General features: G+C 39.6%; 13 protein-coding genes. 8 read left to right on the plus strand and 5 right to left on the minus strand.

From position 1 onward, the window contains the following. The first annotated feature begins 28 nt into the window (after nucleotides 1-28). Nucleotides 29-1,072: a hypothetical protein gene (locus Q0590_RS17310; RefSeq protein ID WP_302038839.1), complete on the plus strand. Its 1,044-nt coding sequence runs from the start codon at nucleotides 29-31 to the stop codon at nucleotides 1,070-1,072. A gap of 48 nt (nucleotides 1,073-1,120) precedes the next feature. Here the strand turns inward: Q0590_RS17310 and Q0590_RS17315 are convergent, their stop codons facing one another. Together Q0590_RS17315 and Q0590_RS17320 are read right to left on the minus strand one after the other, a co-directional pair. Further along, entirely contained in the window at nucleotides 1,121-1,537 is a 417-nt protein-coding gene (locus Q0590_RS17315) for a septal ring lytic transglycosylase RlpA family protein (RefSeq protein ID WP_302038840.1), read from the minus strand. A gap of 125 nt (nucleotides 1,538-1,662) precedes the next feature. After that, nucleotides 1,663-2,058 (minus strand): hypothetical protein, encoded by a 396-nt coding sequence (locus Q0590_RS17320; protein WP_302038841.1) that lies wholly within the window; start codon nucleotides 2,056-2,058, stop codon nucleotides 1,663-1,665. Between the two features lie 379 nt (nucleotides 2,059-2,437). Here Q0590_RS17320 and Q0590_RS17325 point away from each other — a divergent pair, with 379 nt between their 5' ends. Beyond that, entirely contained in the window at nucleotides 2,438-4,090 is a 1,653-nt protein-coding gene (locus Q0590_RS17325) for a S8 family peptidase (RefSeq protein WP_302038842.1), read from the plus strand. Nucleotides 4,091-4,234: 144 nt separating this feature from the next. Further along, nucleotides 4,235-5,560 carry a NupC/NupG family nucleoside CNT transporter gene (locus tag Q0590_RS17330; protein WP_302038843.1) on the plus strand — a complete coding sequence of 442 codons (1,326 nt, stop codon included), beginning with the start codon at nucleotides 4,235-4,237 and terminating at the stop codon, nucleotides 5,558-5,560. 51 nt (nucleotides 5,561-5,611) lie between these two features. Here Q0590_RS17330 and Q0590_RS17335 read toward each other — a convergent pair whose 3' ends face one another. After that, entirely contained in the window at nucleotides 5,612-6,124 is a 513-nt protein-coding gene (locus Q0590_RS17335; protein ID WP_302038844.1) for an FKBP-type peptidyl-prolyl cis-trans isomerase, read from the minus strand. Between the two features lie 111 nt (nucleotides 6,125-6,235). Between Q0590_RS17335 and Q0590_RS17340 the strand changes: the two genes are divergently transcribed. Further along, complete coding sequence (locus Q0590_RS17340; protein WP_302038845.1) at nucleotides 6,236-6,832, plus strand: acyl carrier protein phosphodiesterase; 597 nt, start codon at nucleotides 6,236-6,238, stop codon at nucleotides 6,830-6,832. A 210-nt stretch (nucleotides 6,833-7,042) separates the two neighbouring features. Continuing rightward, nucleotides 7,043-8,848 carry a M61 family metallopeptidase gene (locus Q0590_RS17345; RefSeq protein WP_302038846.1) on the plus strand — a complete coding sequence of 602 codons (1,806 nt, stop codon included), beginning with the start codon at nucleotides 7,043-7,045 and terminating at the stop codon, nucleotides 8,846-8,848. A gap of 77 nt (nucleotides 8,849-8,925) precedes the next feature. On the opposite strand, the gene Q0590_RS17350 is transcribed toward Q0590_RS17345, so the two are convergent. After that, a complete protein-coding gene (locus Q0590_RS17350; protein WP_302038847.1) occupies nucleotides 8,926-9,513 on the minus strand; it encodes a hypothetical protein in 588 nt (195 codons plus the stop codon). Nucleotides 9,514-9,690: 177 nt separating this feature from the next. Beyond that, nucleotides 9,691-9,930, minus strand: coding sequence for a hypothetical protein (locus tag Q0590_RS17355; protein ID WP_302038848.1), 240 nt, complete (start codon nucleotides 9,928-9,930; stop codon nucleotides 9,691-9,693). Nucleotides 9,931-10,259: 329 nt separating this feature from the next. Here Q0590_RS17355 and Q0590_RS17360 point away from each other — a divergent pair, with 329 nt between their 5' ends. The 3 genes from Q0590_RS17360 to Q0590_RS17370 all read left to right on the plus strand — a co-directional run bounded on the left by Q0590_RS17360 (nucleotide 10,260) and on the right by Q0590_RS17370 (nucleotide 12,801). Beyond that, the gene (locus Q0590_RS17360; RefSeq protein WP_302038849.1) at nucleotides 10,260-11,162 is read left to right on the plus strand and encodes an EamA family transporter; all 903 of its coding nucleotides are present in this window, start codon (nucleotides 10,260-10,262) and stop codon (nucleotides 11,160-11,162) included. Between the two features lie 148 nt (nucleotides 11,163-11,310). Beyond that, nucleotides 11,311-11,943 (plus strand): hypothetical protein, encoded by a 633-nt coding sequence (locus Q0590_RS17365; protein ID WP_302038850.1) that lies wholly within the window; start codon nucleotides 11,311-11,313, stop codon nucleotides 11,941-11,943. A gap of 390 nt (nucleotides 11,944-12,333) precedes the next feature. Continuing rightward, on the plus strand, nucleotides 12,334-12,801 hold the full coding sequence (locus tag Q0590_RS17370) for a YsnF/AvaK domain-containing protein (protein ID WP_302038851.1): 468 nt from the start codon (nucleotides 12,334-12,336) through the stop codon (nucleotides 12,799-12,801). Nucleotides 12,802-12,848 lie beyond the last annotated feature (47 nt).

Here is a 12,848-nt window from a genome sequence, read left to right on the forward strand (position 1 = left end):
AAATGAGGAAATGAATATTATCCAAACAATGTCTACAGTGCCTGAGCAAAAAATACATAAAATAGCTGTCTGGCTGGTGCTTTTGCTACTTAGCAGTACGTTATTTTCTTGTGAAAAGGTAACGATTGTGGTGAAAGATATACCTGGCAATACACCAAAAGGATCTGTGTTGTTTGTTACTGGAAATTTCAATGTATTTGATCCTGGAGACCAGAATTATATGCTCCGGCGGAATTCTGATAGTACGTATTCCATTAGGTTGCCCAGGGGAACTGGTAAAATTACTTATAAATTTACCCGCGGCGACTGGACAACCGTAGAGCGTGATGGGTGCGGCCATGAGCAGCCTTACCGCACTTTCACCTATGGGGAAGCAGATACCTTATACACACAGATTCTAAGCTGGGAAGACCTCGGCCCGGTAGATTGTGATCTGGTCACCTTTGTAGTAAAGCCCCCATCACAAACGCCTGCAAATGAACCCCTCTACATTGCAGGCAACTTCAATAACTGGAATCCAGAGGATGAAAAATATATGCTAACAAAAAACCAAAACGGCACCTACTCCATACAAGTACCCAAACAAGCCGGTACTATTGAATACAAGTTTACCAGGGGCGGATGGTGGCGGGAAGAAGTGGATGAACTCGGTGAACCCATACCCAACCGGCAATTTACCTATGGCCGGATAGATACCGTTCATTTATCCATACCAGGGTGGAAGGACATTGAAAAAGTAAACAAACCCTTTGTAACGTTCAGGGTGCGTACAGCAGAAAATACGCCTTCCGATGCTCCCATCTATATAGTAGGAACATTTAATAGCTGGTATGCGGGCGATAAAAATTACAGACTTCAACAAATAGAGAAAAACCTATATACCATAACATTGCCTGCCAAAAAACAATATATAGAATTCAAATTCACCAGAGGAGGATGGCAAACCGAAGAAGTAGATGCGTACGGCAATAAAATATCCAACCGTCAATATGAATATGGCATGGCCGATACGGTAGATATATTTATTCCTGGCTGGATAGATTTGCCTGGCAAAAGAGCGGATACCGAGTAAGGAAAACTGACGGTTAGCTACTTAAAAGAAGAATAGAGGAGAAAGGCTTTATTTTCTATATTCCAATTTCACTTTGGTAACGCCAGCATTGATCATATCAATTTGTTTAGCAGCGCTTCGGGAGAGGTCAATTATACGGCCACGGGCAAATGGGCCACGGTCGTTGATGCGTACCTCTACGGTTTTGCCATTTGAAAGATTGGTTACTTTAACCATCGTACCGAATGGGAGTGTTTTATGGGCAGCCGTCAGTTTACTGCTTTGGTATCTTTCCCCACTAGCCGTCTTCTTACCGTTATGTTTGTTGGCATAAAAAGATGCCATGCCTGTTTCGGTGCGGAGTTTGGCCTTTTCTTTACTAGGAGGGGAGGAGGCTGTTTTACAAGAAAACAATCCAAGCACCAGTAGTAGTACCAGTGCCTGGATCAATATTTTTATGCTTGGTACATTTTTTACCTCATTCATAGAGGCGAAAATAAGCAATATAGATGAATTAAGAAGAAATCAGACGCTTGAGTAGTTGATACTATCCTGGTGGTTTGAAAAGATGAACAGATGGTTACCGGATTTTACCAGCTCCTCCATTTCTACTACATTTCCTTCTTAAATAAATACCGGGTAATAAATATTCCTTGGGCATTTCCATCAGAAGGGCTTTGTACGCCGGAAGTTACCTGGTGCAACTCCCAACCTTCAGAGGTAATCTGGTTAATTTTAGTAATAATCGACCGCTCGTTGCTCTGTACATTGCCAAAATTAATACCTGCCAGACTGTAGAAGTTTTCCAAACCGGCATCGTTCTGTTTTCCATCAGGCAGGGTAATAATCATTTTAGAGCGGCCCAAGCCTCCTGGAATAATAGATTCTATGGTAGATACCTGCATGTATACTACCCGTTTAGGTGTATCTTCTGCACTTTTGAACGCAAAAAGAGAGACTAGGAGCAAGGTCAGCAGACTGGATAAAAGAATGGATTTAGTATGCATAGGGATAAGTTATTGAAATTTATTCCTTAGTGGAGAAAGCATGGCAAAGTAACCTGTCCCTACAAAAAAAATCAATGGAAGAACTATACGGTTGATGAGTGGTAAAATAGCAGTGGAGTAAAGGATTTTTTTAGAAAAACAATTAACTATATATACTGCTTGTGAGTTAAACAAGTAGTAACAAAAAGTTACTAAGGAAAGGCAACCAGTTTTCCGGCTGAATACTTATAGCATACCTGTCCGGGCGTGTATTTGTCAGCATGGAGTTTAACAGCGGTATTTGATGAATAGAACTATGTCTGAAGAAATAATGTAATAAGCTTATCCGCAATCCAATAATATCTTGCTAATTTTAAATTTTAGTTATAAGAAAAAGCTAATGAAGTTAACACAGTATCTTGTTCTGGGCGTACTTGCCTTACAGACTAATTTATTCCTGGCAGAAAAAGCAAATGCTTCCTATGCTGCCTTTTATCAGGAAACAACCCCTCCTGAAGATTCTACCAGTAAAGCACCAGAAAACTGGTTTCACCTGGACAAAGCCACAGATAATATACGGGGTGTAAGCTCCAACAAAGCGTATGAATTACTGGGCAATAAGCCTTCCCGTACGATTGTAGTCGGTGTGATAGACAGTGGGGTGGACATAGACCATGAAGACTTGAAATCAGTAATCTGGACGAATGAGAAAGAGATTGCCGGCAATGGAGTAGATGATGATAAAAACGGGTATGTAGACGATGTACATGGATGGAATTTTATAGGTGGAAAAGATGGCAAAAATGTAGATGCAGATACCTATGAACTAACCCGCGAATATGTCCGGCTGAAAAAGAAGTTTGACGGAATGAAGAAAATCCGCAAGAAAGACAGGGCAGAACATAGCTATTATGAGGAAGTAAAAAAGGAGTACGAACGAAAAGTAACCGAACTTAAAGACCAGTACAACGATTTCCAGAAGTTTGCTGAAATCTATAAAATAGCGAATAGTCTTATTAAAACTCAGCTAGACAAAGAAGGCGAAATAACCGCAGAAGATCTAGAGAAAGTGAATGCAACCGATGAAATGACAAAGCAGTCTAAAGCTGTATTAGCCTATGCATTGGAAAACAGCATTACGGAAAAATACCTGGAAGAGGCCGAAGAGTACTTTAATAAGGGATTGAAATTTGGATACAACACAGAATTCGATCCCCGTTCTATCGTTGGCGACAATTATCAGAATCTGGATGAAAAAGGGTATGGTAATAACGACGTAAAAGGTCCAGACCCGTCCCATGGTACACACGTATCTGGAATAATAGCCGCCGACCGTAAAAATAACCTGGGCATTATGGGTATTGCCGATAATGTGAAGATTATGCCTGTCCGGGCGGTTCCGAATGGAGACGAGCGGGATAAAGACATAGCCAATGCCATATATTATGCCGTAGATAATGGAGCGAATATTATCAATATGAGCTTTGGTAAGGATTACTCTCCTAACAAAGAAGCCGTAGACAAAGCCGTAAAATATGCAGAATCTAAAGGCGTACTACTTATTCATGCAGCTGGCAACGATGGCGAAAATCTGGATGAAGCACGGAATTTTCCTACCCGTAAGTTGCAAAAATCGAAAGACGAAGCCAAAAACTGGCTGGAGATCGGGGCATCTTCCTGGGGAGATAATACTAACTTTGTTGGAAACTTTTCCAACTACGGCAAGTCTTCCGTTGATCTTTTTGCACCTGGCGTAGATATATATTCAACTACGCCTGACCAGAAATACGAAAATAAGAATGGTACCAGTATGGCAGCTCCGGTAGCCAGTGGTGTGGCAGCCTTGCTTATGTCATACTTTCCTGAGCTTTCAGCTGAACAAGTAAAAGATATTGTGATAAAATCTGTTGTAAAATATTCAGACGCTGAAGTAAATAAGCCTGGTGGAAAAAAAGGAGAAACCATTTCTTTTACTGACTTATCCATCACTGGTGGTATTGTAAATGCACTGGAAGCCGTAAAAATGGCCCAGCAAATTACTACGCAAAAGTAAAAGGCATCAACAAAACAAAAAGCCTGCAATTTATCATTGCAGGCTTTTTGTTTTGTTTTAGGTGTTCGCAGGGATTAACTTTTACTTTTATAGAGTAAAGTAGTATTATTGTACTTTATCTTCATCAATCAACCTTACTTACGGATGTATTATCTCAGAGGTGCTATAGGGATTATAGTTCTGGTGTTTATCGCATTTCTATTCTCAAAACATAAAAAAAACATTGACTGGAAACTGGTTGGTATTGGTATTCTGCTACAACTGATCTTTGGCTTTTTAGTAATTAGGGTGCCTTTTATACAGGATATTTTTGCAACGGTCAGCAGAGGCTTTGTTATTTTTCTGGATTTTTCAAAAGAAGGGGCCAAGTTTGTATTCGGAGAGTTGGCAACTAGTTATGCCACCGATGACCCCAAAGCAACCCATCAGTTGGGGTTTATTTTTGCTTTTCAAGTGTTGCCTACCGTTATTTTCTTTTCTACTGTTTCTGCGGGTTTGTATTATCTGGGCGTTTTGCAAAAAATTGTGTTTGGTATAGCCTGGGTTATGTCCAAAACCATGCGCCTTTCAGGAGCAGAGAGTTTATCAGCCGCAGGAAATATTTTTCTTGGGCAAACGGAAGCTCCTTTGTTGGTGCGGCCTTTTGTACCAAATATGACCAAGTCAGAACTCCTATGTTTAATGACAGGAGGTATGGCCACCATAGCTGGAGGCGTGTTGGCGGCGTATGTAACTTTTTTGGGGGGAGACGATCCTGTACTAAGGGCCCAGTTTGCTGCCCATTTGCTGAGTGCTTCTATTATGAATGCCCCGGCAGGAATTGTAATGGCTAAAATGCTATTGCCTGAACTTGAGAAAGATAAGATAGATACTAAATTGAGGGTGAATAAAGAAAGTCTGGGAGTAAATATTATCGATGCAATGTCTACCGGAGCAGCAGACGGCTTAAAACTGGCGTTAAATATTGGAGGTATGCTGCTGGCATTTATTGCGGTTATTGCCTTATTGAACTATATACTGGCTAACTTAATCGGTGAGGCTATAGGGTTGAATACCTGGGTGCAACAAAGCAGTAACGGAAGTTTCCAGAGTTTTTCTTTTGAGTATATCCTTGGTCAGATTTTTAGGCCACTGGCCTTTATTATGGGGGTTGAATGGAAAGATTCGCTGGAAGTAGGCAGCTTACTGGGGCAGAAAACAGCCATCAATGAGTTTGTGGGTTATTTAGGCTTGTCGCAGATGAAGGCTGAAGGAATACTGAGTCCAAGGTCAATTGTTATAGCTACCTATGCCTTGTGTGGGTTCTCTAACCTTAGTTCCATTGCTATTCAGATAGGAGGAATTGGCAGTATGGCTCCCAATCAGCAGGGAAATTTGTCCAGGCTGGGACTTACAGCCTTGCTTGGCGCTACCCTGGCTTGTATGATGTCGGCCACAGTAGCCGGAGCCTTAATTGGCGATGCGGAATAATGGGAAAGATGAATGAATAATCACTCGTCATTATTCATTCATCTGTTTAACTTAATGATGATGGCCACCTTCGCCATGTACATGTCCGTGCGCAAGTTCTTCCGAGGTAGCATCCCGTACACCTACTACGGTACCCTTAAAATGCATATTTTTTCCGGCTAGCGGATGATTAAAATCCATTACCACATTTTCTGATTCTACTTCCAATACTCTGCCTTGCAGCCGGTTTCCCTCATTGTCGGTCATCGGAATAAAGTTTCCCACCTGCAACATCGTCTCATCTACTTTTCCATTTACTTTAAAAACATCTTTCGGAAGGCTAACAACCGCTTCTTCATCAAATTCTCCATATCCTTCTTCCGGATCAATAGAAAATTCGAAAGGGTCTCCTACAGCTAATCCTTTGATATTATCTTCAAAACGTTCCAGCAAACCGCCCACCCCATACAGAAATACCATAGGGTTATCTTGTTCTACCTTTTCTACTAACGTTTGCTGGCCATTCTCATCATTTGTTCTTAACTCGTAAGTTAATGATACTACTTTGTTCTCGTTGACAGTCATAATTTAAATAAAGTGTGTTCACAAAACTTTTAGCCAGTATACGTATAATACCAGCAGATAACTACAATTTTAGTAAAATTATTGAGAGAACCTTCGTATTTTGGAACAGGCATGAATTTTCTAGCACACTTATATTTATCTGGCGACTCGGAAGAAATACTGGTCGGAAACTTTATAGCTGATTTTGTAAAGGGCAAACCTGCTGCCCATTTGCCAGAGAATGTAGTTAAAGGAATTGCCTTGCATCGCCTGATTGATACCTTTACTGATACTCACCCGGTAGTCAGGCAAAGCATCCGGAGATTACAGCCAGCCTATCATAAATATGCCGGAGTGATAGTTGACATCTTTTACGACCATTTTCTAGCTAGCAACTGGTCGGTGTTTTCCAAAGAATCCCTACCTGCTTTTGCGACTAAAACCTATTCTCTGATTAATGAGCACAAAGCTGTATTACCGGTAACCATGCACGAAATGTTTCACTATATGCAACAGCAAAACTGGTTAGTATCGTATGCACAGATAGAAGGAGTAGCCAGTGTATTGCAGGGAATGGCCCGCCGGACAACTTTTCTGTCTAATATGGAGCTGGCTATCCATGATCTGGAAAGAGATTATACAGCCTACAGCAAAGAGTTTCTTAATTTTTTTCCTATTGTTATAGAATACGTACAAGAGTGGTGCAGCATCAACTTGAAATCCTCCTAACGCTGTCTGCAATACTATGATAGCTGAGCTTTAATCTACACAACCAGGCAGCTCTTTCTATACTTCTTGTAGAGCATAGGATGGAAGAGAAATAGTTTGAAAATCTTTCCATACATATAAAACTTCTTAAACAAGTACTAGTATCTTATTTTTCCTATGGAAAATAGGTATTTTTGCCACTTGTTTAAAAAATCCTTTTGTCACTAACCAATGATTTCAAAAAGAACAGCACTGCGGCTTATATTCTTGCTATGGATATGCCTGATAACCAGTAGTTTTCTACAAGCAGCTCCCCAGATTTCTTACACTGTCTCTATGGATGAACCCCACACCCATTATTTTGATGTACAGATGAAAGTAAGCGGCTACAAAAAACAGTACATCGACTTTAAAATGCCAGTCTGGACACCGGGCTCTTACCTGATCAGAGAATATGCCAGGAATGTAGAAGCATTTTCAGCCAAAAATAGCAAGGGGCAAGCATTAAAATGGGAAAAGGTTAACAAAAATACATGGCGTGTGTCCAGCAATTCTGCCGATGAAATAACTGTGAACTACAAAGTGTATGCTTTTGAAATTAGTGTGCGTACTCCTTTTTTGGATGCAAGCCATGGATATATTCAACCGGCAGCGGTTTTTATGTTTGTGAAAGAATTAATGGCTACTCCTGCTACAGTAACTATTAAACCGTATAAAGAGTGGAACCAGATTTCTACCGGATTATCTGCCGCTGCTACTGATAAATTTGTGTTAAAATCTCCCAATTATGATGTGTTAGTAGATTCCCCGATAGAAGTAGGCACACATAAAATAATGGAGTTTACCGTGCAGAATATACCTCACCGGGTAGCCATGTATGGCGAAGGCAACTATGACGAGAAGCGGCTATTGGCAGACATGAAGACGATTGTAGAAGAAGTTACCGGTATTTTTGGTGAGATACCTTATGAGCATTACACCTTTATTGTTCATAATCTGCAAAGTGGCGGAGGCGGCCTGGAACATTTAAATTCCACAACCTTGCAAACCGGCCGCTGGAATTATGGTTCTGAAGCTGGCTATAGTGGCTTTTTGAGTCTGGTAGCTCATGAGTATTTTCATTTATATAATGTGAAACGTATCCGGCCTAAAGCTTTGGGTCCTTTTGATTACGAAAATGAGAATTATACCACCTTGTTATGGGTTTCTGAAGGAATTACCAGCTATTATGACGATTACCTGTTACGACGGGTAGGACTCAGCAGCCCGGATGAATACCTGTATACAGCCACTGGCAATATCGGAACTATTGAGAATGCTCCTGGTAACAAAGTGCAATCGGCTGCTGAATCTTCATTCGATACCTGGATTAAATATTATCGTCCGAATGAAAACTCTAATAATACCTCAATCTCTTATTATACCAAAGGTGCTATTCTGGGTATGTTACTGGACCTGGAAATTTTAAATAATACGCAGGGGCAAAAAAGCTTTGATGATGTACTCCGGTTATTATACAATGAATATTTTAAAAAGCAGAAAAGAGGTTTCACAGAGGCGGAGATGCAGGCGGCTGTAGAAAAAGTTGCCGGGAAATCCCTGAATGATTTTTTTCAGAAATATGTGTATGGTACTGAGCCTATAGATTATAACCAATACCTGGGATATGTAGGCTTGAAACTAATAAATGCTGGGGAAGGAAAAAATGAACCCTATCTGGGAGCCAATACATCCAACACGAATGGAAAGTTAATGGTCACCTCAGTGATGCGCGGAACCACAGCCTACGAATCAGGCTTGAATGTGAATGATGAAATACTAGCCATTGATAATTACCGGGTAAACGATGACTTGAACAGGATTATGGCTACCAAAAAAGTAGGAGATAAAATCAATATCCTCATTAACCGGGCAGGCATACTACAGACATTGGAAACCGTAGTATTGAAGAATCCGAATATCAGCTACCGTATGCAGCGGGTCGCAAATGCAACTCCTCAACAAGAAGCGTTATTAGCAAAATGGCTCCATATGTAATACATGCCAGAATAACAACGAAAAAGCCTGTCCAGCTATCGGACAGGCTTTTTATTTGGTCTATATAATCTTTCAGCTTAAAAATCAAACAGATGTCTGGTAAGCTTGTCGAAACTAATGGGTTCAGAAAATTTAGAATCCAACTGGTAAGAAGCCATTAATTTAATGTAGCTCGGCCGGTCGTCTATGGTAATGTGCTCTATCTGGATATTTCCATACAATTGATTAATCTTATCTGTAGGGAGCATAATCTCCGGAAATTTCAGGTAATGCCGGTCAATGGTTTCAATATAGTGAATCCGGTCAATAATCTCTCTGTCCGAATGCTGCAATTCGTAACCTTTCTCCAATACCCGGTTTTTTAAAAAATCAAAGTAATGCTGGAAACTTTTGGCATCAATGTATTTGCAACAAGAGATAGAAAAAGCATTTGCTGACCTGGAGTTAAAAATATGCACATTGGCAGAACAGGTAATAAGCCGCTTTTTTAGAAAGTGAGACAGGGAGTAAATCTGGCTTAATTCTTTGTGTTTGTTTTCCTGCATCCACTTCTGATAACTGGCTTTATCATTCTTGCTGCGTTCCAGAATTTCACTCACAAATGGCTCATTAGGCGCATTTCCATTTGAAAAAAGCTTATCAAGTATATTTTCGGCAAAAGACATAGGCTAATATTATATTATTAATCAATTGAAAAGATAAAAAGTAAACGTGCTCTTCCCTGATCTGCTCCCATAAGCCATGCACCGGAGTACTTTATCTTGTATAACAAAAAAACGTTGTAAGTGTTAATTCATCTATTCTTATGCCAAGTTTTATGCCTGATTGTCCCCCATGCAAACTTAAATTTGCTCCAGAGCTGCCTGTAAACTGGAACGCATAGCAGCAAACCGTTCCAGGGCTTGCTGCATGAATTTTTCATTCAGGAGTTTTTTTATATCATCAATGCCGTTGAGTTCAAATTCATCAACCTTATAAGTCTGCTCAAGCAACCCTTTTTCCAGTTTTATAATATATCTGCTATTCCAGGCAAATACAGTTATCTTGCATGCCTCGTGAGGGATATCAGCAATTACTCTCATATAGTTTACGTGATTGATCCAATGAAGGGCTTAAGGTTAGCAGAGAATTAGAGTCGAAAACAGTTTTAATAACGAATATGTATACGAATCAAACAAAAAATTATTACACGAAATGCCAGAAATTAATATGATTTTTCTACCCGATTTTATCAATTGAGAAAGAACTTTACTTTTTTTGATAAATACTTAGTGTATTCCGGCTTAATCTGACCGTCTAAACGGAACTATGAGTAAGTATGTTAACAATTTTGTTAAAAATTAATTACCGAACTTATCCTGTTTATAGACGGTTTCCTGAGCAAATTTGCCACTAACATTCTGATTATTCCTTGAGATCTACTTCCTATACTTTCGCTGCCATCGGTGCCTATATTATCTGGGGATTTATTGCATTTCCATTAAAAGGATTAAGTACCTATCCGAGTACCCAGATCTTATTCTATCGAATACTTATGGCTTTTATATGTTTGCCGGTTCTGCTTATACTATTCCGAAGACAAGCCATAGCCGATACCGTTGCACTGTATAAAGCCTCTGACAAAAAAAGCCGGTTGGTAAGTATTCTGGCTGCTATAGCAGGAAGTTTGTTGCTTACGGCAAACTGGCTATTTTTCATTTATGTCGTCAATCAGGTTAGCCTGCAAACCGCATCTTTTGCTTATTTAATTTGTCCCATCCTTACGGCCTTTCTGGGATATGCCTTATTGAAAGAAAGCCTAAGCCCTCAACAGTGGCTGGCGGTGGCAATTAGTTTTATAAGTTGTGCAATTCTTGGATACGAATCTTTGGGGAATATGGCATTTAGTTTACTTATTGCCTTATCGTATGCCCTGTACCTGATCTCGCAGCGGTATGTTAAGGTCTATGACAAAATGGTGCTATTAACTTTGCAGGTTGGGATGGCCTTTTTGTTAATCAGTTGCCTTGGGCAGGGTTTCAGGGGTGTTCCACCTGCATCAGCTGAGTTTTACGGGATTGTTTTTGTGTTAAGCACCGTATTTACGATTTTGCCCTTATTTTTAAATTTGTTTGCATTAAAAGGATTAAAATCAGCTACAGTAGGTATACTCATGTATATTAACCCGTTGGTTAGTTTTTTAGTGGCCTTCTTTGCTTTTAATGAACAAGTAAGCTTTATTCAATGGTTAGCGTATCTGTTGATTTTTTTGTCAGTTCTTTTATTTATCAGTAAGATAAAGATAGGGTACAAGCTAGGTAATATTTCAGGATAGAAGGTGCATTCATAACAGGTATTAGTTAATCCGGTAGTAAAGAAAAAATGTCACTCAATACTAAACGCTTACTAAAGACAGAAACGTACGTTTCTATGACAAGGCTTATACGGATTTTAAATTATAAATTAGTAACAGACGCATTAGAATGGGAATATTTCTATCAATTTCAGGGGTTATTAATAAACGAGCAGAAGAAGTAGAAACTAGTCTGCGCAAATTTGCAACAAATGCTGAAGGTGGGCTGCTAGGAGAAGAGGTAGAAGAAGATCATCCAAACCTGGCAATTATTTCGGAGCATGGGCAACATACAACGGTGCTATATCCAAACGATTTTATAGAATGGGATGATGCATCAGCCTTTCTGTCGCTAGATCTACAAACCAGTGTTTTCTCCTTTCATATTCACGATGAGGATTTATGGATGTTCCAGTTATTTCATAAAGGGCAACTAGTTAGCCGCTTTAACCCAGTGCCAGACTATTGGCAGGATGTTATTTCGGACCAGGAACTGCAGAGCTGGCAGGGAAATGCACCAGAGATTGTTCAGTATGTTTCTGGCCTTTCGGCAGCTACGATAGAAAAGTACTTTGTTAGATGGGATGACCTGGGGGAGGAAGATAAAGCATATCCGGACGATGAGTTTGAGTATGGCGATTGTTGGCAAATCGTAGATTTTATGGCAAAGCTTGGTATGGAGTATCCGATAGATGAAGAAGGGAATGTATATGGCCGGGTGTACAAACTCTGGACGAAACAATTGAAATTAGAAGATGACTAAAATGTATTAAGCTTTCGTAAGCTTATATACTTATAAAATAGAGGATATCATTTGGTTTCTCTATCTGATAGGTAACTAAGTTTTAGTTAAGGTCCGCTGGGAGGATTCATGTATGTGACAATGAGTAACATATATGAATCCTCTTTTTTGTTATGTAAATGCCTGAATAATAATTAAGTGCCAAGATTCATTTGTGTTTAACTGATAAATAGTATGAAAAAAGATCGTAAAACACAAAACCTTGTGCACGTCACACCGTAAGCTTATAGGAAATTTGTTGTTCTGTATTTCTGGAAAACTTCCATAGGTATACCTGTGTGGGTATATGAAAATATGGTCAGAAAAAGGATAGCAACTAAGATTAGCAAGGAATTAAACTGGTAATAGAAGATGAACCCAACGACAGACTCAAACCGGGATTCCGAATATGGAAGCCGTCCGTTAGATACGCACGATTCTCAGCAATCGATGGTAATCCCTGTAATTGAAGAGCAGGCACGGATAGAGAAACAAGTAATAGAATCGGGTGTAGTCCGTGTTTCCAAAAAAGTACATGAAGAAAACGTAATGGTAGATGTTCCACTCATTCATGAAGAACATGAGGTAGAGCGAGTGGAAATAAACCAATACGTAGATACGCCCCCTTCAATCAGGCACGATGGAGCTACCATGATCATCCCAGTTTTGCGGGAAGAAGTAGTGATTCAAAAAAAACTAGTATTAGTAGAAGAAATACGGATAACCAAAAAATTGGTGCAAACCAAAAAGCAAGAAGAGGTAACCTTACGCAAAGAAGAAGTAACTGTAGATAGGGAAGTAATAAATCGTACAGAAGCTAATTCACCTCGAATTCAGTAAATGAAGCAATAACACCTGATTAATTAAATTTTCAATTAAAACAAACC

Source organism: Rhodocytophaga aerolata (genome assembly GCF_030503435.1).
GTDB classification, from domain to species: Bacteria; Bacteroidota; Bacteroidia; order Cytophagales; family 172606-1; genus Rhodocytophaga; species Rhodocytophaga aerolata.